At 61.4% G+C, this 23,954-nt stretch carries 25 protein-coding genes and 2 tRNA genes; 21 read left to right on the top strand and 6 right to left on the bottom strand.

The features are described from left to right. Positions 1–26 precede the first annotated feature (26 nt). From exaC to H3221_RS13695, 11 genes are all read left to right on the top strand, one after another. Entirely contained in the window at positions 27–1,547 is a 1,521-nt protein-coding gene (gene exaC, locus H3221_RS13745) for an acetaldehyde dehydrogenase ExaC (RefSeq protein ID WP_196474997.1), read from the top strand. Positions 1,548–2,015: 468 nt separating this feature from the next. Continuing rightward, positions 2,016–2,087, top strand: a complete 72-nt coding sequence (gene pqqA, locus H3221_RS13740) for a pyrroloquinoline quinone precursor peptide PqqA (protein WP_003243383.1) — start codon at positions 2,016–2,018, stop codon at positions 2,085–2,087. Positions 2,088–2,134: 47 nt separating this feature from the next. Beyond that, positions 2,135–3,049, top strand: a complete 915-nt coding sequence (gene pqqB / locus H3221_RS13735) for a pyrroloquinoline quinone biosynthesis protein PqqB (RefSeq protein WP_196474996.1) — start codon at positions 2,135–2,137, stop codon at positions 3,047–3,049. 88 nt (positions 3,050–3,137) lie between these two features. Then, positions 3,138–3,890 carry a pyrroloquinoline-quinone synthase PqqC gene (pqqC, locus tag H3221_RS13730; RefSeq protein WP_196474995.1) on the top strand — a complete coding sequence of 251 codons (753 nt, stop codon included), beginning with the start codon at positions 3,138–3,140 and terminating at the stop codon, positions 3,888–3,890. Positions 3,891–3,990: 100 nt separating this feature from the next. Continuing rightward, complete coding sequence (gene pqqD, locus H3221_RS13725; protein ID WP_017363275.1) at positions 3,991–4,272, top strand: pyrroloquinoline quinone biosynthesis peptide chaperone PqqD; 282 nt, start codon at positions 3,991–3,993, stop codon at positions 4,270–4,272. After that, entirely contained in the window at positions 4,244–5,398 is a 1,155-nt protein-coding gene (gene pqqE, locus H3221_RS13720; protein ID WP_196474994.1) for a pyrroloquinoline quinone biosynthesis protein PqqE, read from the top strand. Before pqqD ends, pqqE begins: the two co-directional genes overlap by 29 nt. Then, positions 5,386–7,284, top strand: a complete 1,899-nt coding sequence (locus H3221_RS13715; protein ID WP_196474993.1) for an alpha/beta hydrolase family protein — start codon at positions 5,386–5,388, stop codon at positions 7,282–7,284. Before pqqE ends, H3221_RS13715 begins: the two co-directional genes overlap by 13 nt. Positions 7,285–7,361: 77 nt before the next feature. After that, positions 7,362–8,525, top strand: coding sequence for an alcohol dehydrogenase-like regulatory protein ErcA (gene ercA / locus H3221_RS13710; protein WP_160017765.1), 1,164 nt, complete (start codon positions 7,362–7,364; stop codon positions 8,523–8,525). Further along, positions 8,509–10,233, top strand: coding sequence for a hybrid sensor histidine kinase/response regulator (locus H3221_RS13705; RefSeq protein ID WP_196474992.1), 1,725 nt, complete (start codon positions 8,509–8,511; stop codon positions 10,231–10,233). The genes ercA and H3221_RS13705 overlap by 17 nt, the downstream gene beginning before the upstream one ends. Positions 10,234–10,313: 80 nt before the next feature. Further along, positions 10,314–10,721, top strand: a complete 408-nt coding sequence (locus tag H3221_RS13700) for a PA2779 family protein (protein ID WP_036998373.1) — start codon at positions 10,314–10,316, stop codon at positions 10,719–10,721. Beyond that, positions 10,706–11,659: a PA2778 family cysteine peptidase gene (locus H3221_RS13695; protein WP_263482778.1), complete on the top strand. Its 954-nt coding sequence runs from the start codon at positions 10,706–10,708 to the stop codon at positions 11,657–11,659. Before H3221_RS13700 ends, H3221_RS13695 begins: the two co-directional genes overlap by 16 nt. A gap of 52 nt (positions 11,660–11,711) precedes the next feature. On the opposite strand, the gene H3221_RS13690 is transcribed toward H3221_RS13695, so the two are convergent. After that, a complete protein-coding gene (locus H3221_RS13690; RefSeq protein WP_196474990.1) occupies positions 11,712–12,995 on the bottom strand; it encodes an NAD(P)/FAD-dependent oxidoreductase in 1,284 nt (427 codons plus the stop codon). Between the two features lie 183 nt (positions 12,996–13,178). On the opposite strand from H3221_RS13690, the gene H3221_RS13685 reads away from it, so the two are divergent. The 10 genes from H3221_RS13685 to H3221_RS13640 all read left to right on the top strand — a co-directional run bounded on the left by H3221_RS13685 (position 13,179) and on the right by H3221_RS13640 (position 21,109). Then, positions 13,179–13,255, top strand: a tRNA-Val gene (locus H3221_RS13685). 276 nt (positions 13,256–13,531) lie between these two features. Continuing rightward, positions 13,532–15,454 carry a threonine--tRNA ligase gene (gene thrS / locus H3221_RS13680; protein WP_108232730.1) on the top strand — a complete coding sequence of 641 codons (1,923 nt, stop codon included), beginning with the start codon at positions 13,532–13,534 and terminating at the stop codon, positions 15,452–15,454. Then, positions 15,454–16,005: a translation initiation factor IF-3 gene (infC, locus tag H3221_RS13675; protein WP_169886860.1), complete on the top strand. Its 552-nt coding sequence runs from the start codon at positions 15,454–15,456 to the stop codon at positions 16,003–16,005. Before thrS ends, infC begins: the two co-directional genes overlap by 1 nt. 60 nt (positions 16,006–16,065) lie before the next feature. Next, entirely contained in the window at positions 16,066–16,260 is a 195-nt protein-coding gene (gene rpmI / locus H3221_RS13670; protein ID WP_003461222.1) for a 50S ribosomal protein L35, read from the top strand. Positions 16,261–16,289: 29 nt separating this feature from the next. Beyond that, on the top strand, positions 16,290–16,646 hold the full coding sequence (rplT, locus tag H3221_RS13665) for a 50S ribosomal protein L20 (protein WP_003461224.1): 357 nt from the start codon (positions 16,290–16,292) through the stop codon (positions 16,644–16,646). Positions 16,647–16,742: 96 nt separating this feature from the next. After that, a complete protein-coding gene (gene pheS, locus H3221_RS13660; RefSeq protein ID WP_196474989.1) occupies positions 16,743–17,759 on the top strand; it encodes a phenylalanine--tRNA ligase subunit alpha in 1,017 nt (338 codons plus the stop codon). A gap of 176 nt (positions 17,760–17,935) precedes the next feature. Next, a complete protein-coding gene (pheT, locus tag H3221_RS13655) occupies positions 17,936–20,314 on the top strand; it encodes a phenylalanine--tRNA ligase subunit beta (protein ID WP_196474988.1) in 2,379 nt (792 codons plus the stop codon). Positions 20,315–20,317: 3 nt separating this feature from the next. Next, positions 20,318–20,620: an integration host factor subunit alpha gene (ihfA, locus tag H3221_RS13650; protein ID WP_003243414.1), complete on the top strand. Its 303-nt coding sequence runs from the start codon at positions 20,318–20,320 to the stop codon at positions 20,618–20,620. After that, positions 20,601–20,957, top strand: coding sequence for a MerR family transcriptional regulator (locus H3221_RS13645; RefSeq protein WP_003243416.1), 357 nt, complete (start codon positions 20,601–20,603; stop codon positions 20,955–20,957). The genes ihfA and H3221_RS13645 overlap by 20 nt, the downstream gene beginning before the upstream one ends. A gap of 75 nt (positions 20,958–21,032) precedes the next feature. Then, positions 21,033–21,109: transfer RNA gene (locus H3221_RS13640), tRNA-Pro, on the top strand. Between the two features lie 87 nt (positions 21,110–21,196). Here H3221_RS13640 and H3221_RS13635 read toward each other — a convergent pair. The 5 genes from H3221_RS13635 to H3221_RS13615 are packed head-to-tail and all read right to left on the bottom strand — an operon-like array spanning position 21,197 to position 23,917. Further along, on the bottom strand, positions 21,197–22,309 hold the full coding sequence (locus H3221_RS13635; RefSeq protein WP_196474987.1) for a tyrosine-type recombinase/integrase: 1,113 nt from the start codon (positions 22,307–22,309) through the stop codon (positions 21,197–21,199). Then, a complete protein-coding gene (locus H3221_RS13630) occupies positions 22,309–22,560 on the bottom strand; it encodes a hypothetical protein (RefSeq protein WP_196474986.1) in 252 nt (83 codons plus the stop codon). Before H3221_RS13630 ends, H3221_RS13635 begins: the two co-directional genes overlap by 1 nt. 40 nt (positions 22,561–22,600) lie before the next feature. After that, the gene (locus H3221_RS13625; protein WP_196474985.1) at positions 22,601–23,056 is read right to left on the bottom strand and encodes a hypothetical protein; all 456 of its coding nucleotides are present in this window, start codon (positions 23,054–23,056) and stop codon (positions 22,601–22,603) included. A gap of 28 nt (positions 23,057–23,084) precedes the next feature. Beyond that, positions 23,085–23,549, bottom strand: coding sequence for a hypothetical protein (locus H3221_RS13620; protein WP_196474984.1), 465 nt, complete (start codon positions 23,547–23,549; stop codon positions 23,085–23,087). Between the two features lie 8 nt (positions 23,550–23,557). Beyond that, the gene (locus tag H3221_RS13615) at positions 23,558–23,917 is read right to left on the bottom strand and encodes a hypothetical protein (RefSeq protein WP_196474983.1); all 360 of its coding nucleotides are present in this window, start codon (positions 23,915–23,917) and stop codon (positions 23,558–23,560) included. Positions 23,918–23,954 lie beyond the last annotated feature (37 nt).

The following is a 23,954-nucleotide window of genomic DNA, read 5'->3' as shown; positions in this document are numbered from 1 at the left end:
CTCCGACAACAAGAGAGGTCAGCATCATGATTTACGCGAAACCCGGTACTGCAGGCGCCGTCGTCACCCTCAAGCCGCGCTACGGCAACTACATCGGTGGTGAGTTCGTCGCCCCGCTCAGCGGCCAATACTTCAGCAACACCAGCCCGGTCGACGGCTCGGTGATTGCCGAATTCCCCCGCTCCAATGCTGCCGATATCGACAAGGCGCTGGACGCCGCGCATGCCGCCGCCGATGCCTGGGGCAAGACCTCGGTGCAGGAGCGTTCGCACATCCTGCTGAAGATCGCCGACCGTATCGAAGCCAACCTCGAACTGCTGGCTGTGGCTGAAACCTGGGACAACGGCAAGGCTGTGCGTGAGACGCTGAATGCCGACGTGCCGCTGGCCGCTGACCATTTTCGTTACTTCGCCGGCTGCATCCGTGCGCAGGAAGGCAGCACCGCCGAGATCAACGAAGGCACCGTGGCCTATCACTTCCACGAGCCGCTGGGCGTGGTCGGGCAGATCATCCCGTGGAACTTCCCGCTGCTGATGGCCGCCTGGAAACTGGCTCCGGCCCTGGCTGCCGGCAACGCCATCGTGCTCAAGCCGGCCGAGCAGACGCCACTGTCGATCACCCTGTTCGTCGAGTTGATCGGCGACCTGCTGCCGCCGGGCGTGCTCAACATCGTCCAGGGCTTCGGCCGCGAGGCCGGTGAGGCGCTGGCCACCAGCAAGCGCATCGCCAAGATCGCCTTCACCGGCTCCACCCCGGTCGGCTCGCACATTCTCAAATGCGCCGCCGAGAACATCATCCCGTCCACCGTCGAGCTGGGCGGCAAATCGCCGAACATCTTCTTCGCCGACATCATGAACGCCGAGCCGGCCTTCATCGAGAAGGCCGCAGAAGGCCTGGTGCTGGGCTTCTTCAACCAGGGCGAGGTGTGCACCTGCCCGTCGCGCGCGCTGGTGCAGGAGTCGATCTACGACGCCTTCATGGTCGAGGTGATGAAGAAGGTCAAGCAGATCAAGCGCGGCAACCCGCTGGATACCGAGACCATGGTCGGCGCCCAGGCTTCGCAGCAGCAGTTCGACAAGATCCTCAGCTACCTGGAGATCGCCCAGCAGGAAGGCGCGCAGGTGCTCACTGGTGGTGCGGCCGAGCGCCTGGACGGCGACCTGGCCAGCGGTTACTACATCCAGCCGACCCTGCTCAAGGGCACCAACCAGATGCGCGTATTCCAGGAAGAGATCTTTGGCCCGGTGATCGGTGTGACCACCTTCAAGGACGAAGCCGAAGCCCTGGCGATTGCCAACGACACCGAGTTCGGCCTCGGTGCCGGCGTGTGGAGCCGCGACATGAACGTCGCCTACCGCATGGGCCGCGCGATCAAGGCGGGTCGCGTGTGGACCAACTGCTACCACCTGTACCCGGCGCATGCGGCCTTCGGTGGCTACAAGAAGTCCGGCGTCGGCCGTGAAACCCACAAGATGATGCTCGACCACTACCAGCAGACCAAGAACCTGCTGGTGAGCTACGACATCAACCCGCTGGGCTTCTTCTGATTCACTGACCTTTGATGCCGCATGCTCGCTCCGGTGTGCGGCCTTCTTGAGAGCGTAGGGTGCGCTGTGCGCACCGCTTGCCGGTGTCCGACCTCGGTGCGCGTAGCGCACCCTGGCGGATGGGCCGGCAGATGTTTATCGCGACGCGGCTTCGGCCGCGTTTTTTATTGGCGCCTGCAAAGAAAGTGCGCTGATGCAGCACGCGTCTGACTGGTAGGAGCGGATTTATCCGCGATAGGGCCGGCCTCGCACCTCGTTTCGTAGCCCGGATGCAATCCGGGGATCACCTCGATACTTCCCGGATTTCATCCGGGCTACCCGCAGCTTGCATGCGCGTCTGGCAAAGCCCTGCCGCCTACCTACCAATGCCAGCCAAATCTCCTCCCAAAGTACCATTTGGCCTCTTGCCCGGCGGGGGCTTAATGGGGTTGCCGGAATGCCCCGGCTCAATAACAAGAGGACCGCATCATGTGGACTAAACCCGCCTACACCGATCTGCGTATTGGCTTCGAAGTGACGATGTATTTCGCCAACCGCTGATCGCTCCTGGCCCCGGCTCGTCCGGGGCATCCCCGCTGGTGACTTACATGCATATCCAGATTCTCGGTTCCGCCGCTGGCGGTGGCTTCCCCCAGTGGAACTGCAACTGCCGCAATTGCCGTGGCGTGCGCGCTGGCACGCTGCGGGCGCAACCGCGTACGCAGTCGTCCATCGCCATTTCCGATGACGGTCAGCAGTGGATCCTGTGCAATGCCTCGCCGGACATCCGCACGCAGATCGAAGCCTTTCCGGCGCTGCAACCGGCGCGCAAGCTGCGTGACACGGCCATCGCCGGTATCGTCCTGCTCGACAGCCAGATCGACCACTGCACCGGCCTGTTGACCCTGCGCGAGGGCTGTCCGCATCAGGTCTGGTGTACCGAGATGGTGCATCAGGACCTGACCAGCGGCTTTCCATTGTTCAACATGCTCAGCCACTGGAACGGCGGTCTGCAGCATCAGTTGATCGAGCTGGACGCCAAGCCCTTCAGCATTCCCGCGTGCCCAGCGCTGAGCATCACCGCCATTGCCCTGCGCAGCAGCGCACCGCCGTACTCGCCGCATCGCGGCAATCCGCATCCGGGCGACAACATCGGCCTGTTCATCGAGGACCGGCGCAGCGGCCGCAGCCTGTTTTACGCCCCCGGTCTCGGCCAGGTGGACGAGCACTTGCTGAGCTGGATGCGCCGCGCCGACTGCCTGTTGGTGGACGGCACCCTGTGGCGCGACGACGAGATGCGTGTGTGCGAGGTCGGCGACAAGCTCGGCAGCGAGATGGGCCATCTCTGCCAGAGCGGCCCGGGCGGCATGATCGAAGTGCTCGACGGCCTGCCGAGCGCACGCAAGATCCTCATTCACATCAACAACACCAACCCGATTCTCGACCTGGATTCGCCCGAGCGTGCCGAGCTGGATGCGCACGGCATCGAGGTCGCGTTCGATGGTATGAGCATCGTTTTGTAGGGTGCGCGGGGCCGCCCAGGCCGTGCGTACCTCGAGAAATGCTGGTGCGCATGGCGCACCCTACGGCAATGCGTACCGGAGCGTTCTGATGAGCCAACCTGCCATGACACCTGCCGAATTCGAGCAGGCGCTGCGCGCCAAGGGCGCGCTGTACCATATTCATCATCCGTTCCATCGTGCGATGTACGAAGGACGCGCCACCCGCGAGCAGATCCAGGGCTGGGTGGCCAACCGTTTCTACTACCAGGTCAACATCCCGCTGAAGGATGCGGCGATCCTCGCCAACTGCCCGGATCGCGAGACGCGGCGCGAGTGGATTCAGCGCATCCTCGATCACGATGGGGCGCCGGGCGAGGAGGGCGGCATCGAGGCCTGGCTGCGCCTGGCCGAGTCGGTTGGCCTCGACCGCGAGCAGGTGCTGTCGCAGGAGCTGGTATTGCCCGGCGTGCGTTTCGCCGTCGATGCCTACGTCAACTTCGCGCGCCGCGCCAGCTGGCAGGAGGCTGCCAGCAGTTCGCTGACCGAACTGTTCGCCCCGCAGATTCACCAGTCGCGCCTGGATGCCTGGCCGCAGCATTACCCGTGGATCGACGTCACCGGCTACGACTACTTCCGCAAACGCCTGAAAGAGGCGCGCCGCGATGTCGAGCATGGCCTGCGCATCACCCTCGAACACTACCGCACCCGTGAAGCGCAGGAGCGCATGCTGCAGATCCTGCAATTCAAGCTCGACGTGCTGTGGAGCATGCTCGATGCCATGAGCATGGCCTACGAGCTGCAACGCCCGCCGTATCACACGGTGACCAACGAGCGCGTCTGGCATCGGGGAATCGAGCTATGAACCTCGAAGTGTCGGTGCGCACGGCGCACCCCACGGCCGCATTTCCGTTCGACGCGCCCTTTGTAGGGCGCGCCGCGCGCACCAGTGAGGAGTCTGAACAATGACTGCCGTCATCCTGCCCCCCAGCGTACCCGCCATTCGCCGCGGCTTCCGTCTGCAGTTCGAGCCGGCCCAGGGCTGCCACGTGCTGCTCTATCCGGAAGGCATGATCAAGCTCAACGACAGCGCCAGCGAGATTCTCCAGCAGGTCGACGGCAAGCGTTCGGTGGCCGAGATCATCGGCAACCTGCATCAGCGCTTCCCCGATGTGCCAGGCATCGACGAAGACATTCTTGCCTTCATGGAGGTGGCCCATGCTCAGTTCTGGATCGAGCTTCGCTAAGCCGGGCGTACAGGTCGGCCCGCCGCTTTGGCTCCTGGCCGAGCTCACCTACCGCTGCCCGCTGCAGTGCCCGTACTGCTCCAACCCGCTGGATTTCTCCCAGCAGGGCACAGAGTTGTCGACCGCCGAATGGATCGAGGTATTCCGCCAGGCACGTGAGCTGGGGGCGGCGCAGTTAGGCTTCTCCGGCGGTGAGCCGCTGGTGCGCCAGGATCTGGCCGAGCTGATTGCAGCGGCGCGGGGGCTGGGCTACTACACCAACCTGATCACCTCCGGCATCGGCCTCACCGAGGCACGTATCGCCGAGTTCGCCGACGCCGGGCTCGATCATATCCAGATCAGCTTCCAGGCCGCCGACGAGGAGGTGAACAACCTGCTGGCCGGCTCGAAGAAGGCCTTCGCGCAGAAACTGGCGATGGCCCGTGCGGTCAAGGCGCACGGCTACCCGATGGTGCTCAACTTCGTCACCCACCGGCACAACATCGACAATATCGAGCGCATCATCGAGCTGTGCCTGGAACTGGAGGCGGATTTCGTCGAACTCGCCACCTGCCAGTTCTACGGCTGGGCCGAGCTCAACCGTGCAGGGCTACTGCCGACCCGCGCGCAGCTGGAGCGCGCCGAGCACATCACCCTGCAGTGGCGCGACAAACTGGCGGCCGAGAAGCATCCGTGCAAGCTGATCTTCGTCACCCCGGATTACTACGAGGAGCGCCCCAAGGCCTGCATGAACGGCTGGGGCAACCTGTTCCTCGACATCACCCCAGATGGCACGGCGCTGCCTTGTCACAGCGCGCGGCAGTTGCCGGTGCAGTTTCCCAATGTGCGCGAGCACAGCCTTTCGCACATCTGGCGCGAGTCGTTCGGCTTCAACCGCTTCCGTGGTGACGACTGGATGCCCGAGCCGTGCCGTTCGTGCGACGAGAAACACAAGGATTTCGGTGGCTGTCGCTGTCAGGCCTTCATGCTCACCGGCGATGCCCGCAACGCCGACCCGGTGTGCAGCAAGTCGGCGCACCATGGCGTGATTCTCGCCGCACGCCAGCAGGCCGACGAGGCGCCGCTGGGGCTGGAAGCGCTGCAGTACCGCAACGACAAGGCCTCGCGAATCATATGCAAAGCGTAGGGTGCGCTGTGCGCACCGGTTCTGACGCGATATGGAGTGCCGAGCAGGCCGCAGGTGCCAGTGCTGACTTCGCCGAACTGCACGCGGCCCACGGCGGCGTGCTGTGGGTGGCGTTCGATCCTCAGCTGGCGCGTTGCGGGCTGTTCTTCTGCTGCGACGGTGTGGTGTGTGAACTGTCGCCGCCAGGGTTTTCCGTGCGCAGCCGCGTCTACGAATACGGCGGTGGCGCCTGCTGTGCCACGGAGCAGGGCGTAGCCTTCGTCAACGAGCGTGACCAGCAGGTCTATCGCATCGATATTGGCCTGGACGGCGGTGCGCACGGCACCCCCTACCGGATAACTGATCAGCCTCAATGCCGTTATGGCGACCTGTCCTTCGTGCCCGCCTGGCAGGCGCTGTTGGCTGTAGAGGAAAGCGATGAAGGCGATGCGGTGGTGCATCGCCTGGTACGCATCGGCCTTGGTGGCAGGCGCGAAGTATTGGTCGAGGGCGCCGATTTCTACGCTGCGCCGGTGGCCGACCCTGGTGGCCAGCGTCTGGGCTGGATCGAGTGGGATCGACCACATCAGCCCTGGGTCGCCACGCGCCTGTGCCAGCGTGAGTCCGGCGAGCGCATTCGGGTGCTGTCAGGGGAGGCGGAGGATCGATCCCTGCAGCAGCCGCGTTTCGATATGCAGGGCCGATTGTGGGTGTTGAGCGACCGTGCCGGTTGGTGGCAGCCCGAGTGTATCGATGCCGATATGAAGTGGGATGCTGCGCCCTGCGATCACGCGCCGGCGCCCTGGCAACTGGGCGGCCGAACCTACCTGCCGCTGGAAAACGATGAGCTGCTGCTGACCCGTTTCGAGGAGGGCGTCGGCGTTCTCGTAGGGTGCGCTGCGCGCACCGATTCTCTTGCCGCCGAGACCGCTGGTGCGCATGGCGCATCCTACGGTGGGCCAAGCACAGAGCGGCGACTGGCTGAAGGCTTTACCCGTTTCCGTAGCCTGGCCGCGGATGTCGAGCACTTCTACTGCATCGCTGGCGCGCCGGATCGTCTGCCGGCGGTGCTTGCCATTCGCCGAAGCGATGGAACCGTGCGCATGCTCGCCGGTGGCGAGCAGCCCTTGCCTGAAGAACAGCTATCACGGCCTCAGCCATTCAGCTGCATCGTCGGAGAGGGCGAGCATTGCCATGGTTTCTTCTACGCCCCTGTGTCGTCCGCAGAGCGCCCACCGCTGGTGATCTTCCTGCACGGTGGCCCGACCTCGGCCTGCTACCCGGTGTTCGATCCACGTATCGCCTTCTGGACGCTGCGCGGTTACGCCGTGCTCGACCTCAACTACCGCGGCAGCAGCGGCTACGGTCGTGACTATCGCCTGCGTCTGGCCGGACAGTGGGGCGAGCTGGAGGTGCAGGACATTCGCGCCGCCATCGAGGCACTGGCCGAAGCGGGCCGTATCGATCCGCAGCGCGTGTTCGTGCGTGGCGGCAGTGCGGGCGGTTTCAGTGCGCTGCGTGCTTTGATCGAGTTGCCGATGTTATGCGGCGGCGCCAGCCTCTACGGCGTCAGCGACCCGCTGGCCCTGCGCAGGCTGACTCACAAGTTCGAGGCGGACTATCTGGACTGGCTGATCGGTGATCCCGAGCAGGATGGCGAGCGCTACCGGGATCGCACACCCCTGTTGCAGGCCGAACGGATCAAGGCACCGGTGATTTTCTTTCAGGGCGCGCTGGATGCCGTGGTAGTACCGAGCCAGACCGAAAGCATGGTCGAGGCACTGCGCCAGCGCGGTTTACCGGTGCAATATCACCTGTTCGCCGAAGAACGCCATGGTTTCCGTCAGGCCGCCAATCTGGCCGAGTCGCTGCGCGCCGAACATGCCTTCTATCAGCACCTGAGCTGATCGCAGGTTGCATTGCATTAGCCTGGCAATGCAGTACGCTGATCGCCACTCCATAACAAGAAATTTCAGGCCGTTGCATGAGCCACGATTTGAGTCAGCTACGAAAATTCGTTTCCCCCGAGATCATCTTCGGCGCCGGTTCTCGGCATAACGTCGGCAACTATGCCAAGACCTTCGGTGCGCGCAAGGTACTGGTCGTTTCCGATCCCGGCGTGGTTGCGGCTGGTTGGGCTGGCGATATCGAGGCCAGCCTGCAGGCCCAGGGCATCGCCTACTGCCTGTACACCAGGGTCTCGCCCAACCCGCGCGTGGAGGAGGTGATGGAAGGCGCCGAGCTGTATCGCAGTGAAGGCTGCAACGTGATCGTCGCCGTCGGTGGCGGCAGCCCGATGGACTGCGCCAAGGGTATCGGCATCGTCGTCGCCCATGGCCGCAGCATTCTGGAGTTCGAGGGTGTGGATACCATCCGCGTGCCGAGCCCGCCCCTGATCCTGATTCCAACCACCGCCGGCACTTCGGCCGACGTCTCGCAGTTCGTGATCATCTCCAATCAGCAGGAACGGATGAAGTTCTCCATCGTCAGCAAGGCGGTGGTGCCGGACGTGTCCCTGATCGACCCGGAAACCACGCTGAGCATGGACCCGTTCCTCAGTGCCTGTACCGGCATCGACGCCCTGGTACACGCTATCGAGGCATTCGTCTCTACCGGTAATGGCCCGCTCACCGACCCGCACGCGCTGGAGGCGATGCGCCTGATCAACGGCAACCTGGTGCAGATGATCGCCAACCCGGCCGACATCGCCCTGCGCGAGAAGATCATGCTCGGCAGCATGCAGGCCGGCCTGGCCTTCTCCAACGCGATCCTCGGTGCGGTGCATGCCATGAGCCACAGTCTGGGCGGCTTCCTCGACCTGCCACACGGCCTGTGCAATGCGGTGCTGGTCGAGCATGTGGTGGCCTTCAACTACAGCGCCGCGCCAGAGCGCTTCAAGGTAATTGCCGAGACCCTCGGCATCGACTGTCGTGGCCTCAACCATGCGCAGATTCGCCAGCGCCTGGTCGAGCACCTGATTGCCTTCAAGCACGCCATGGGTTTCCGCGAGACGCTCGGCCTGCACGGGGTCAGCACTTCGGACATTCCGTTTTTGTCCAGCCATGCCATGGACGATCCGTGCATCCTCACCAACCCGCGCGAGTCGACCCAGCGAGACGTCGAGGTGGTCTATGGCGAGGCGCTCTGACGAGGCGCTGGCCGGGTTGTTGGGCCTTGGCAGCCAGTCGGCGCGCAAGAGCCACTACCCTGAGCTGCTGGCGCGCCTTGAAGAACTGGAAACCGAGCGCAACCGCTACAAGTGGCTGTTCGAGCACGCCGTGCACGGCATCATCCAGGCGAGCCTGCAGGACGGCGTACTGGCGGCCAACCCGGCAATGGCGCGCATGCTTGGGTATGACGATCCACAACAGGTGCTGTGGTCGCCGGGCGATCTGGCCCGGCATCTGTTCGTCGGCGGTTTCGACGAGCTGGAGGTGATTCGACAACAGCTTAGCGAGGGGCAGGTGTTGCTGGGCTACGAGACGCGCCTGCGTCGGCGCGACGGCAGTACCATCGACGTGCTGATGAATCTGCTGCTCAAGCCCGAAGGCGAGGGCGTCTTCGAGGGTTTTGTTGCCGATATCACCGAGCGCAAGCAGGCTCAGCAGCGTCTGCAACAACTCAACGACGAACTGGAGCGTCGCGTTGCGGCGCGTACCTATGAACTGCTCGAATCCAACCGCAACCTGCAGCGGCAGATCGAGGAGCGCGAGCGCATCGAACTGGCCCTGCGCGAGGCTCGCGACGCCGCCGAAGCCGCCAACCGCAGCAAGGACAAGTACCTGGCCGCCGCCAGTCATGACCTGCTGCAGCCACTCAATGCCGCGCGCCTGCTGATCTCCACGCTGCGTGAGCGTGAGCTGCCGAGTGCCGAGCGCAATCTGGTCGAGCGCAGCCATCTGGCGCTGGAGGGCGCTGAAGATCTGCTGGCCGACCTGCTGGATATCTCCAAACTGGATCAGGCGGCGATCAAACCGGATGTCGATGTCTATCGCCTCGAGGAGCTGTTAGCGCCGTTGGCCTCGGAATTCGACAGCGTCGCCAGCGCCAATGGTTTGCGTCTGCGCGTACGTATCGCAGACTACGCGGTAAGCACCGATTTCCGATTGTTGACGCGCATCCTGCGCAACTTCCTCAGCAATGCCTGCCGTTACACCGAGCTCGGCGGCGTACTGCTCGGCGCGCGACGTCGTGGTGATTTCGTCGAGCTGCAGGTGTGGGACAGCGGTCGCGGTATCGCAGCGGATCAACTGGACAAGATCTTCCTCGAATTCAATCAGCTCGAAGTCGGGCGCGCCGCGCAGCGCAAAGGCGTTGGTCTGGGTCTGGCCATTGTCGAGCGCATCGCGCGCATGCTGGGTTATCCGGTACAGGTTCGCTCGCAGCCCGGGCTCGGTTCGGTGTTCAGCATTCGTGTGCCGCTGGCGCAGACGCGGCCACAACGTCAGGTACCGTCGATCGTTCAGCCCGTGCTCGGCAATCCGTTGCCGGGCCGGCGTTTGCTGGTGATCGACAACGAGGTCGACATCCTCCACAGCATGGCCGCGTTGCTTGGGCAATGGGGCTGCGAGGTGGTTACGGCAGTGGATCTGTCCGAGGCCTTGCAGCGATTGCAGGGACGGGCGCCGGAGGTGATCCTGGCCGATTTTCACCTCGATCACGGTGTGCTCGGCTGCCAGGTGATACAGCAATTGCGCGACGAATTTTCCAGGTCGATCCCGGCGCTGATCATCAGTGCCGATCGCAGTGATGCCTGCCGTCGCGAGCTGCAGGCGCTGGGCGCGCCGCTGCTGAATAAACCGGTCAAGCCAGGCAAGCTGCGTGCGGTGCTCAGCCAGCTGCTGATGGAAACGTGAACGAGCGCAGACTGGCGGAGTGAACCTGGGCGATTTGGATGCTGTCTACTGGCTACCTCGTCCCTCAGGAGATAACCACAATGACAATTTCCATGAACCCCGTCATGCGCCGCCTGGCTGCGATTACGGCATTGTTTCATCTGCTGCTGGTGGTGCAGATTCCTGCCGCGAATGCGGCGATGGTCGGCACTCACGAGGTGATCGCCGAGCAGCAGCACAAGGTGGATCAGGAGCAACTGATGGCCATGCTCGATGACGAGCAGGTGAAGGAGAAACTGGTGTCGATGGGCGTCGACCGTGATCAGGTCGAGTCACGTATCGCCAGCCTGACCCCGGCCGAGCTGGCGCAGTTCAACCAGCAGCTGGATCAGGCACCAGCCGGTGCCGGTGTGGTCGGCATCATCGTGTTGTTTCTGGTGATCTTCATCATCACTGATATGCTGTGTGCCACCAACATCTTCAGTTTCGTTAAATGCATAAATCGCTGATTCGTCTCTGCTGTATCGCATCGATCGTTTTACTCACAGCCTGCGCTCGCTCCCCGGTGTTATCACCGGTGGGCGAGCGTTTGCCTGAGCGGGTGGAGCTCACCGACGTTCCCTTCTTCCCTCAGGACGCCTACCAGTGCGGGCCGGCTGCCTTGGCTACCATGCTCAATCAACGTGGTGTGCTGACCACGCCCGGCGCGCTCAAGGACAAGGTCTACATCCCCAGCCGTGAAGGCAGTCTGCAGGTGGAGATGGTCGCTGCCGCGCGCAGTCACGAAATGCTGGTGTATCCGCTGCAGCCGCGCTTGGAGGCCGTGTTGGCCGAAGTGGCCGCTGGCAATCCGGTGCTGGTGCTGCAGAACCTGGCGTTCGACTTCTACCCGCAGTGGCATTTCGCAGTGGTGGTCGGTTATGACCGTCGTGAGCGCACGCTGATTCTGCGTTCTGCCACCACGCGCAGGCTCGAAGACAGCTTCGCCAGTTTCGACAGAACCTGGGAGCGCGGCGGGCGTTGGGCGGTTCTGACCTTGCCGCCTGAACGTCTGCCGGCGCAAGCCGATATGCAGGTCTGGATGAAGGCTGCCAATGACCTCGAGCAAACCGGCAATGCCCAGACTGCGCGGCGTGCCTATCGCCGTGCCACCGAAGCCTGGCCGGAGCAGGCGCTGCCTTGGTTCGCCCTGAGCAACAGCCGCTATGCCGAGGGTGATCGCAAGGGCGCCGAACAGGCATTGCGTGAGAGCCTGGAGCGCGAGCCGGATTTCGCTGCCGGTTGGTTCAACCTGTCGCAGGTGCTGGGCGAGCAGGGTTGTGCCTCTGAGGCGCACAAGGCACAGGCCTGTGCGCAGCGGTTGGCACCGGATGATGCACGCTTCGCTGCACCGCCAAAGACCCGTGATTCCGGTGGACAGTGCCAGGCCTTGTCGGTCTGCCCATGATGCACATGAAAACGGCGCCCGAGGGCGCCGTTTTCATCGATGTGCAGGCTGATCACACGCCGAGCTTGTCCCGCAGCGTGTAGTACCAGGCGCCGATGGCGCTGAAGGGGACCTGGAACATCCGGCCGCCCGGGAAGGGGTAGTGCGGCAAACCGGCGAAGGCATCGAAACGCTCGGCCTGGCCGCGCAGCGCTTCGGCGAGGACCTTGCCCGCCAGGTGCGTGTAGGTCACGCCATGGCCACTGCAGCCTTGCGAGTAGTAGATGTTGTCGCCGATACGGCCTACCTGTGGCAGGCGCGACAGCGTCAGCAGGAAGTTGCCAGTCCAGGCGAAGTCGATCTTCACGTCCTTCAGTTGCGGGAAGGTCTTGAGCATCTTCGGTCGGATGATCGCCTCGATGTTGGCCGGGTCGCGCGCGCCATAGACAACGCCACCGCCGTAGATCAGGCGCTTGTCGCCGGTCAGACGGTAGTAGTCGAGCAGGTAGTTGCAATCCTCCACGCAGTAGTCCTGCGGCAGCAGGCTGGCAGCGACTTCGTCGGACAGCGGCTCGGTGGTGATCACCTGCGTACCGCACGGCATCGACTTGGAAGCCAGCTCCGGCACCAGATTGCCCAGGTAGGCGTTACCGGCGACCACCACGAACTTGGCCTTGATGCGGCCTTCCGGGGTATGCACCACCGGGTTGGCACCGCGCTCGATACGCGTAGCAGGCGACTGTTCATAGATCACGCCGCCCAGCGACTCCACCGCAGCGGCTTCGCCCAGCGCCAGGTTCAGCGGATGAATGTGACCGCCGCTCATGTCCAGCATGCCGCCGATATAGTTCTCGGTGGCGACGACTTCGCGAATGCGCTTGGCGTCCATCAGCTCCAGCTGGGTGTGGCCGTAGCGCTCCCACAGCTTCTTCTGCGATTCCAGATGGCCCATCTGCTTGCTGGTCAGCGCGGCGAATACACCACCGTCCTTCAGGTCGCACTGGATGTCGTACTTGGCGATGCGCTCACGGATGATGCGGCCACCTTCGAATGCCATCTGCCCGAGCAGTTGTGCCTGCTTGGGGCCGACGGTGCGTTCGATGACGTCGATATCACGGCTGTAGCTGTTGACGATTTGTCCGCCATTACGACCCGATGCGCCGAAGCCGACCTTGGCCGCTTCGACGATGCTCACCTTGAAACCGTTTTCCAGCAGAAACAGTGCAGTGGACAGGCCGGTGTAACCCGCGCCGATGATGCACACATCGGTTTCCACCTCGCCTTGCAGGGTAGGGCGTTGCGGAACGGGGTTGGCTGAAGCGGCGTAATAGGATTGTGGATATGCCGTGTGCGCCATCTTGAACCTCTGTTCTTTATTTTTTACGAATGATTCGATGCTACCTGAGTTGAAAATAGCCGGCTAGTGCCCGTGCAAAATATTCAACGATCCGGTTTCGATAAAAAATTGGCCTATTTCAGTGAGTTAGCGAAAAAACCTGTTGACGGCCAAAAAGATCTGCGTAGAATGCGCACCCATCGAAGGCACATAGCTCAGTTGGTTAGAGCACCACCTTGACATGGTGGGGGTCGTTGGTTCGAGTCCAATTGTGCCTACCAAATCGATAAGAAGGGGTCGCTAAGCGGCCCCTTTTTTATTGCTCGAGTTTTTTTCGGGTGACGCCTCAGGTTTTTGCGTGTTTGTTTCGGGCGGCAGCTTGTCAGGGCTCAGGCTTTCTGAAAGCATCCGCACTCTTTACTTCCAGTGACTCTGGTTCGGACGGGTTGGCCTTCGGGCTCCTGCCATCGTTAGGTGGGTATACCGCTGAATCGCTTCCTGGCTCATCCCAACCCACGTGACCTTTGGTAGGGGTCACCACTAGGAGAGGAGGCGCCATGCCCATCATTACTCTTCCCGACGGCAGTCAGCGTTCGTTCGATCATCCGGTATCCGTGCTCGAGGTCGCTCAATCCATTGGTGCAGGCCTGGCCAAGGCCACCCTGGCTGGCAAGGTAAACGGCAAGCAGGTCGATGCCTGTGACGTGATCGATACCGATGCCACTTTGCAGATCATCACGCCGAAAGACGAAGAGGGGCTGGAAATCATCCGCCACTCCTGTGCTCACCTGGTTGGGCATGCAGTCAAGCAGCTGTATCCGAATGCCAAGATGGTGATCGGCCCGGTCATTGACGAAGGCTTCTATTACGACATCGCCATCGATCGTCCCTTCACGCCGGAAGACATGGCGGCCATCGAGAAGCGCATGGCCGAGCTGATCGAGAAGGACTACGACGTCATCAAGAAGATGACGCCGCGTGCCGAAGTCATCGAACTGTTCAAGTCGCGTGGCGAGGAATACAAGCTGCGTCTGATCGACGACATGCCGGATGAAACGGCGATGGGTCTGTACTTCCATGAAGAGTACGTCGACATGTGCCGTGGCCCGCATGTGCCGAACACGCGCTTCCTCAAGGCGTTCAAGCTGACCCGTATTTCCGGTGCCTACTGGCGCGGCGACTCGAAGAACGAGCAGCTGCAGCGCGTTTACGGCACTGCCTGGGCGGACAAGAAGCAGCTTGCTGCCTATATCCAGCGCATCGAAGAGGCCGAGAAGCGCGATCACCGTCGCATCGGCAAGCAGCTGGATCTGTTCCACCTGCAGGAAGAAGCGCCGGGCATGGTGTTCTGGCACCCCAATGGCTGGACCGTGTATCAGGTGCTGGAGCAATACATGCGCCAGGTGCAGCGTGAGAACGGCTACGTCGAGGTGCGCACGCCGCAGGTGGTCGATCGCATCCTTTGGGAGCGTTCCGGGCACTGGTCCAACTACGCCGAGAACATGTTTACCACGGCTTCGGAAAACCGCGACTACGCGGTCAAGCCGATGAATTGCCCGTGCCACGTACAGATATTCAACCAGGGTCTGAAGTCCTACCGCGACCTGCCGCTGCGTCTCGCCGAGTTCGGCGCCTGCCACCGCAACGAGCCGTCCGGTGCGCTGCACGGCATCATGCGCGTGCGTGGCTTCGTGCAGGACGATGCACACATCTTCTGCACCGAAGATCAGGTGAAGAAGGAGGCGGCCGACTTCATCAAGCTGACCTTGCAGGTCTATGCGGACTTCGGTTTCAGCGATATCGCCATGAAGCTTTCGACTCGTCCCGCCAAGCGCGTAGGTTCCGACGAGCTGTGGGATCGTGCCGAGGGCGCGCTGGCCGAAGCGCTTAACGAGTCTGGTCTGGCCTGGGAATACCAGCCGGGCGAGGGTGCTTTCTACGGTCCAAAGATCGAATTCACTCTGCGTGACTGCCTGGGGCGTAACTGGCAGTGCGGTACGCTGCAGTACGATCCGAACCTGCCTGAGCGTCTGGACGCCAGCTACATCGCCGAAGACAACAACCGCAAGCGCCCGGTCATGCTGCACCGCGCGATCCTTGGTTCGTTCGAGCGTTTCATCGGTATGCTGATCGAGCACTACGCCGGATCTTTTCCTGCCTGGCTTGCTCCGACCCAGGCGGTAATCATGAATATCACCGACAAACAGGCCGATTTTGCCCGTGAAGTCGAGAAAACTCTCAATCAAAGCGGTTTTCGTGCCAAGGTTGACTTGAGAAACGAAAAGATCGGCTTTAAAATCCGCGAGCATACCTTGCTCAAGGTTCCCTATCTCTTGGTTATTGGAGATCGGGAAGTCGAGACTCGATCCGTTGCTGTCCGTACCCGTGAAGGCGTCGATCTGGGCTCTCTGCCCATCGAGCAGTTCGCCGCACAGTTGCAGCAAGCGGTTTCCCGGCGTGGTCGCCAAGATTTGGAGTAATAACTATTAAGCGTGAAATGAGACAGGACAAGCGGGCCGCCCCCAAGGCGCCGATCAACGAAAACATCACCGCTCGTGAAGTGCGCCTGATTGGCGCAGACGGCGAGCAGGTTGGTATTGTTTCGATCGATGAGGCATTGCGCGTGGCTGAAGAAGCCAAGCTGGATCTGGTAGAGATCTCTGCTGACGCACTGCCGCCAGTTTGCCGCATCATGGACTACGGCAAGCACCTGTTCGAGAAGAAGAAGCAGGCTGCTATCGCCAAGAAGAACCAGCACCAGCAGCAGATCAAAGAAATCAAGTTTCGTCCAGGGACGGAAGATGGGGATTACCAGGTAAAACTACGCAACCTGGTACGTTTCCTTGAAGACGGGGACAAGGCCAAGGTATCTCTGAGATTCCGTGGTCGTGAGATGGCTCACCAGGAACTGGGTATGGAGCTGTTGAAGCGGGTCGAAGCCGACCTCGCTGAAATCGGCACCGTAGAACAGCATCCTAAGCTGGAAGGACGCCAGCTGATGATGGTCATCGCACCCAAGAAGCGTAAATAATCTACCGGGCACTGGCAGGCCTGATGGTTATCAGTTGTTAATGAATGCGGAGTACAAAACATGCCAAAAATGAAAACCAAGAGCGGCGCTGCGAAGCGCTTCCTGAAGACTGCTACAGGCTTCAAGCACAAGCACGCTTTCAAGAGCCACATCCTGACCAAGATGTCCACGAAACGTAAGCGCCAGCTGCGTGGCAGCTCGCTGATCGGTCCGTCGGACAAAGCTAAAGTCGAGCGCATGCTGCGCGTTCGTTAATCGGTCAAGATACTTAGAGGTAATTACTCATGGCTCGTGTTAAGCGTGGCGTTATCGCTCGTGCTCGTCACAAAAAGATTCTGAAACTGGCTAAAGGCTATTACGGCGCTCGCTCGCGTGTGTTCCGTGTTGCCAAGCAGGCTGTCATCAAGGCTGGTCAATATGCCTACCGTGACCGTCGTCAGAAGAAACGTCAGTTCCGCGCACTGTGGATCGCTCGTATCAACGCTGGTGCTCGCGTCAACGGTCTGTCCTACAGCCGTCTGATCGCTGGCCTGAAGAAAGCGTCGATCGAAATCGACCGTAAGGTTCTGGCTGATCTGGCAGTGAACGAAAAAGCGGCGTTTGCTGCGATTGTCGAGAAGGCCAAGGCCGTTCTGGCTTAAGTCCCCCGACAATCACCGGGCTCGCCCGGTGGCAACGTCAAAGATAGGGGAAGAGCCTTAACAGCTCTTCCCCTATTTCGTATCTGGAGTCTGTAAATGGAAAATCTGGATGCATTGGTCTCGCAAGCGCTCGAGGCCGTGCAACGAAGTGAAGATGTCAATGCCCTGGAACAGCTCCGGGTTCAGTACCTTGGCAAGAAAGGCGAACTGACCGCCCTGATGCAGACTCTGGGCAAACTGTCGGCCGAAGAGCGTCCGCAGGCTGGCGCCCTGATCAACACTGCCAAGAATCAGGTGCAAGACGCCCTGAATGCCCGCAAATCCGTGCTTGAGCAGGCCCTGCTCGCCGAGAAGCTGGCGTCCGAGCGTATCGACGTGACCCTGCCTGGCCGTGGTCAGGCCTCTGGTGGTCTGCACCCTGTCACCCGCACGCTCGAGCGTGTCGAGCAGTTCTTCACCCATATCGGCTACAACGTGGCCGAGGGTCCGGAAGTCGAAGACGACTACCACAACTTCGAGGCGCTCAACATCCCCGGCCACCACCCGGCACGGGCGATGCATGACACCTTTTATTTCAATGCGAACATGCTGCTGCGCACCCATACCTCGCCGGTCCAGGTGCGTACCATGGAATCGCAGCAGCCGCCGATTCGCATCGTCTGCCCCGGCCGCGTCTATCGCTGCGACTCCGATATCACTCACTCGCCGATGTTCCATCAGGTCGAAGGCCTGCTGATCGACGAGGACATCAGCTTCGCCGACCTCAAGGGCACCATCGAGGAGTTCCTCCGGGTGTTCTTCGAGAAGCCGCTGGGCGTGCGCTTCCGTCCGTCGTTCTTCCCCTTCACCGAGCCGTCGGCCGAAGTCGACATGCAGTGTGTGATGTGCTCCGGCAAAGGCTGCCGCGTGTGCAAGCAGACCGGCTGGCTGGAAGTGATGGGCTGCGGCATGGTGCACCCGAACGTGCTGCGCATGAGCGGCATCGACCCGGAAAAATACTCTGGCTTCGCTTTCGGCATGGGCGTAGAGCGCCTGGCCATGCTGCGTTACGGCGTCAACGACTTGCGCCTGTTCTTCGATAACGACCTGCGGTTCCTGGCGCAATTTCGCTAGCAGCCGCCCCTCGTGATCGAATTCATTTAGCGTGACAGTCGCGTAGCGACGCTTCCTTCAGGCACTTCTCCCTCGGGAGAAGGTGGCGCAAAGCGCCGGATGAGGGTGGGGTATGCCGCGTAGGCTTGCATGATGTGGATGTCTACGCGGCATGCCCGTCAAGGAGAACAGACAACATGAAATTCAGTGAACAGTGGCTGCGCAGCTGGGTGAACCCCGACGTATCCAGAGACGATCTGGTCGCGCGCCTGTCTATGGTCGGCCTTGAAGTCGACGCGGTGCAGCCGGTTGCCGGTGCCTTTAGCGGCGTGGTGGTCGGTGAGATCCTCAGTGCCGAACAGCACCCTGACGCCGACAAGCTGCGCGTATGCCAGGTGAGCAACGGTGCCGAGACCTTCCAGGTCGTTTGTGGCGCGCCCAATGCCCGTGCCGGCATCAAGATTCCGTTCGCCATGATCGGTGCCGAGCTGCCGGGCGACTTCAAGATCAAGAAGGCCAAGCTGCGTGGCGTGGAGTCTCAGGGCATGTTGTGCTCGGCCTCCGAGCTGCAGATCAGCGAAGACAACAGCGGTCTGATGGAGCTGGCGGCCGATGCGCCGGTTGGCAGCGACATTCGCGCCTACCTGCAACTGGACGATGCCAGTATCGAAATCGGTCTGACCCCCAACCGCGGTGACTGCCTGTCGCTCGCTGGCCTGGCCCGCGAAGTGGGTGCCATGTACAGTGCTGTCGTTTCGCCACTGGCTATCGACGCCGTTGCGCCCGTGCATGATGAAGTGCGTCCGGTCGAGGTGCTGGCGCCCAAGGCCTGCCCGCGTTATCTAGGCCGTGTGGTGCGTAACGTCGACCTGTCCCGTCCGACGCCGCTGTGGATGGTCGAGCGCTTGCGTCGTTCCGATATCCGCAGCATCGACGCGGCGGTGGACATCACCAACTACGTGATGCTCGAGCTGGGCCAGCCGATGCACGCCTTCGATCTTGCCGAGATCAACGGTGGCATTCGTGTGCGCATGGCGGAAGAGGGCGAGAAGCTGGTGCTGCTCGATGGCCAGGAAGTCAGCCTGCGTGCCGACACGCTGGTCATTGCTGATCATGGCCGCGCGCTGGCCATTGCCGGCGTGATGGGCGGTGAGCACAGCGGCGTGAGCGACAAGACGCGCGACCTGTTCCTGGAAAGCGCCTTCTTCGACAACATCGCCGTGGCTGGCAAGGCCCGTTCCTATGGCCTGCACACCGACTCTTCGCACCGTTTCGAGCGCGGCGTTGATTCGCAACTGGCGCGCACGGCGATGGAGCGCGCGACTGCGCTGTTGCTGGAAATCGTCGGCGGCGAGGCCGGCCCGATCATCGAAGTCAGCAGTGAAGGCGATCTGCCGAACGTGGCACCGATCACGCTGCGTGCCGAGCGCATCAGCCAGATGCTGGGCATGGACATGGATGGCGCTGAGGTCGAGCGTCTGCTTGCTGCGCTTGGCCTCGGTGTCAGTGCTCAGGGTACCGGCCAGTGGCTGGTCAGCGTGCCGAGTCATCGCTTCGATATCAGCCTGGAAGTGGATCTGATCGAAGAGCTGGGTCGCCTGTATGGCTACAACCGTCTGCCAGTGCGTTATCCGCAAGCCCGCCTGGCACCGCAGGCCAAGGCCGAGGCGCGTGCCGAACTGCCGGCGTTGCGTCGCCTGTTGGTCGCCCGTGGTTATCAGGAAGCGATCACCTACAGCTTCATCGATCCCAAGCTGTTCGAGCTGTTCACCCCTGGCGTAGAGCCGCTGCAGTTGGCCAACCCGATCTCTGCCGACATGGCCGCCATGCGTTCCTCGTTGTGGCCGGGGCTGGTAAAAGCGCTGCAGCACAACCTCAACCGCCAACAGTCGCGCGTGCGCCTGTTCGAGAGCGGCTTGCGTTTTGTCGGTCAGCTGGAAGGTCTGCAGCAGGAAGCGATGCTCGCTGGCGTGATCTCCGGCAGTCGCCTGCCCGAAGGCTGGGCCAACAGTCGCGATAACGTCGACTTTTATGACCTGAAGGCCGATGTCGAAGCGCTGCTGGGTTATGCCGGTGCGGCCGATGCCTTCAGCTTCGTGCCTGGCGAGCATCCTGCTCTGCATCCGGGGCAGACTGCCCGTATCGAGCGGGAAGGGCGCCTGGTCGGTTTCATAGGTGCTCTGCACCCTGAGCTGGCCAAGACGCTGGGGCTGGATCAGCCTGTGTTCCTTTTCGAGCTGGTACTGGCCGAAGTGGCTGCTGGTCGCATGCCGGCATTCAGCGAGTTGTCGCGCTTCCCTGAGGTGCGCCGTGACCTGGCGTTGCTGGTTGACCGCGAGCAGCCGGCCGAGGCTGTGCTGGGCGCAATCCGTGAAACGGCGGGAGAGTGGCTGACGGACCTCAAGCTATTTGACGTCTATCACGGTAAAGGTATTGATCCGCTTAGAAAAAGCCTTGCTGTCGGCTTGACCTGGCAACATCCATCGCGCACTCTTAATGACGATGAGGTGAGTACTACTACGCAAAATATCCTCACCTGCCTCGAACAAAGGTTCAACGCCACGTTAAGGAAGTAGCGTATGGGGGCTCTGACGAAAGCTGAAATGGCGGAACGTCTGTATGAAGAGCTCGGCCTGAACAAACGGGAAGCCAAGGAACTGGTGGAGCTGTTTTTTGAAGAGATCCGCCAGGCTCTTGAGTTGAACGAACAGGTCAAGCTGTCCGGGTTCGGCAATTTCGACTTGCGCGACAAGCGCCAGCGACCGGGCCGTAACCCGAAAACAGGTGAAGAGATTCCAATCACGGCTCGCCGTGTGGTCACTTTTCGTCCAGGGCAAAAATTGAAAGCCAGGGTCGAGGCCTATGCTGGAACCAAGTCATAACGACGAACTACCGGCAATTCCCGGCAAACGCTACTTCACCATTGGTGAGGTCAGTGAACTCTGCGCGGTCAAGCCCCACGTTCTGCGTTACTGGGAACAGGAATTCCCGCAGCTGAACCCGGTAAAGCGGCGGGGTAACCGTCGCTATTACCAGCGTCAGGATGTGCTGATGATTCGGCAGATTCGTGCGCTGCTGTACGATCAAGGCTTCACCATCGGTGGCGCACGCCAGCGTCTTTCTGGTGACGAAGCCAAAGACGATACCACCCAGTATCGTCAACTGATCAAGCAGATGATCGTCGAGCTCGAGGATGTTTTGCACGTCCTGAAGAAGTAAGCCCAAGAAAAAGTTGCCTTATTTCAAAAGCTTAATGTATAGTTCCTCCCGCTTTCGGTCACCCGGAAGCATCGTCGGGGCGTAGCGCAGCCCGGTAGCGCACTTGCATGGGGTGCAAGGGGTCGAGTGTTCGAATCACTCCGTCCCGACCAAAAACTCCAACGAAAACAGCCAGTTGAGCAATCACTGGCTGTTTTTGTTTTTGGGCTGCGCAAAACCGGCGCAAAATGCGCGCAAAACTACCCTGCGATATCGGTGATATCCAGATCGGGTATTGCCTCTGACCACACTACGTCGGCGTGGTCGCGCTGGTAGTTCTTCGTCATCTCCTCGCTGGCATGCCCGGCGATTCTCTGACCGTCTTTCCCGGCCTTCTTGTATAGGTGCAGGGATAGGGCGCGTATCTCGTGGAACCCTGGTTGTTCCTCATCCGTCCAGTTGGCGTAACAGCCAGCAACCTCCCGTGCCTCCTTGAATGCCCTGGTCAAATACCGCTCCTCGATCTTCGTCCAGTGCTCTTTGTGTTCCGCCTGTTTCTGCCGTTTGCGTTCCGGCCGGCGATGGATGAGGAAGGGCGATGGCACGTTGTCTCGGCAGCGGGTCAGCACGGCCTGCAGCTGTGGCGTGACCTTGAAGCGGATCCAGGCGGCGTCGCTGGCCTTGGATGTTTTCTGCTGCACAACATACAGATAGCCGTCGCGCACGTCGTCGAATCGCATGGCCAGGATGTCGGTCCGGCGCTGAGCGGTGATCAGCGCAAGGTCGATCGCGTTCTGCAGCCACGCTGGCGCCTTTTCGCGGATGGCGCGCACGCCTTCGACGGTGTGGCGCTTGCGCTGTTTCTTCTCGATCTTGGCGATGGTGCTGGCGGCCGGGTTATCCGGACACAGGCCTTTCGATGCCGCGTGGTTGAACACGTCGATCAACAGGGCGCGGGCCTGGTTGGATGAACGCGCTGGGAGGCTGTCGAGCATCTCAGCCGCCATGCGGATGTTGATCTGGTCGACCGCCAGGCCTTCGAATGCACGCCGGAATTGGCGAAAGCGCACCGCATACAGATCCAGAGTGCCCTTTGCCAGTTCGCGCGGGGGCAGAATCTCGCGTTCGTAGGTGTCGAGGAAGTCGCTGAACAGGTCAGAGGCCACTCCTTGCACCTTGTGCACCAGGTCGGCGCCGCGCATGAACTCGAGGTTGAGTTGCTTTGCGGCGTCGACAGCCTTGGCCCGGTCGCTGCCGAACGGGAACCACACGCCATCTGTCGGCCGGCGATAGCGGAAGGTACCGCGCCTGGCATCCAGGTAAAGGTTTTGCGGAAGGCCTTTGTTGGCCTTGTTGCGCGGGCGAGGGGACATCAGGCGGCTCCTTTCAGCACCATTGCCACCAGGTCGTTGCGGTTGACGGCCTGGTAGGCGGTCCAGTCCACATACCATAGCTTGCCGATCTGCTCTCCTGGGATGATGCCGTTTTTGATGTAGTTGCGGATGGCCTGGCTGCAGGGCGGCGTACCACCCGGCCCCCAGCGCCGAATCTGGAACTCGCTGATCTTGATCAGCTCGCGGCGCGCTTCAGGCAGTGCTTTGCGCGGCTGGATTGTTTTCTTCATCACACCACCCCCGCCCACTTCTCAAGCGTGATCATCTTGCTCATGGCTTTTTCCACTTTCGTTTGCGCGCGGCGATCACGAGGCTTTTCGAGGCCGTTGTTACGCCGCCCGCCACGTCTTCAGGAAGAATTGCTGTATCGCAGTGAGGGCACAGAGGTGCCATCTGGTGGCTGCGCCAGACCTGATCAAGCACCTTCACGGCCCTGCTGCGAGCGCTGTGCTCCTCTGCATCCTTTACCTGTTGCTCCCTGCGCTTCAGGTTCTTGATGTGGCCGTCCATGACGCCGACAAGGCACATGTAGGCGTCAAATGGCTCAAGCTCTGTCTCGCAGTCCTTGCACCAGATTCGACGCTCCTTGTCGTCGTAGACCTGTTGGCGATGGGCGCAGGTTGAATGTGGCCGGCGCGTCATTCCCCTGGCCACTCGGATATCGCCGATATCCACAACCTTTACGCCGTACAGATACTCTTGCGGTTCAATAGGCGCGTCGCTCATTGGCTCACCTTCTCAAGCGTGATCAGTTTCATGCGGCCTCCGGCTTCTCTTCGAAGCGCTCACCGAACTCAGCAAGTAGAATGCTGGCCAACTCATCGGCTAGCCCCTGGAAGTCATTCAGGGGCGCGGTTCGCATGCGCTGATTCTCCGAGTCCCACCCGCCGGGCACGCCTTTTTCGGCCCACCACGCAGTCGCTCTGTTCCACACTTCAAGACTGCGCTCGCACTCAATCCAGTAGGTGCAGTCATGGGTAATCCATTTCAGGCGCCCAGCATTGATCAGGCTGATGATGCGCTTGCGTAGATGCCCATAGCTCAGCGGCAGCCCAAGGGATTCGCGGCTGATGATGTGGCAGTCCTGCCCATAATGTCGGTGTCCGTCCCCGGCAAGACCATATCGGCCACCGACATAGGTGCTTACGGAGCCTTTCGCAGTGCTCAGCACCATCCGGCGCCAGATCGCGTCGAGCAGTTGTTCGTCAGTGACTTTCATGCCGCACCTCACGCATAGTGATACTTCAGGTACTTGCCTTTCGGCAGCGGGATCCAGACCCAGCCGTAGTAGTCGTCGCCCGACGGGCAGCCGCCACTGCGCTGATCGATGTAGACATAGCGGAACGCAGTGCCGGGCTCGTCCTGCCGCTCGCCGCCATGCTCTTCGGTCAGCTCAAAATCGCAGACCACATCGCCTGGCTCATTGATGAACTGCTCGATACTGGCAAGCTTTCGAGGGCTCACCAGCAAAGCAACCTGGGCCACAACTTCTCGGCGCTGTTCGTCGAGCTTCTTGTAGTGGTCGGCCATCGCTTTTGCGTAATCAGCTTCGATGCTGCAGGTTCTGGCAATCATTCCTTCAGACACAGCAAATCCTCCCGCCCTACGTTGTGGGCAGATAGAA

The organism is Pseudomonas chaetocerotis, assembly GCF_015712105.2.
Taxonomy (GTDB): Bacteria; Pseudomonadota; Gammaproteobacteria; order Pseudomonadales; family Pseudomonadaceae; genus Aquipseudomonas; species Aquipseudomonas chaetocerotis.
The sequence above is the reverse complement of the archived record's forward strand: the minus strand, read 5'-3'. Positions and strand labels throughout refer to the sequence as shown.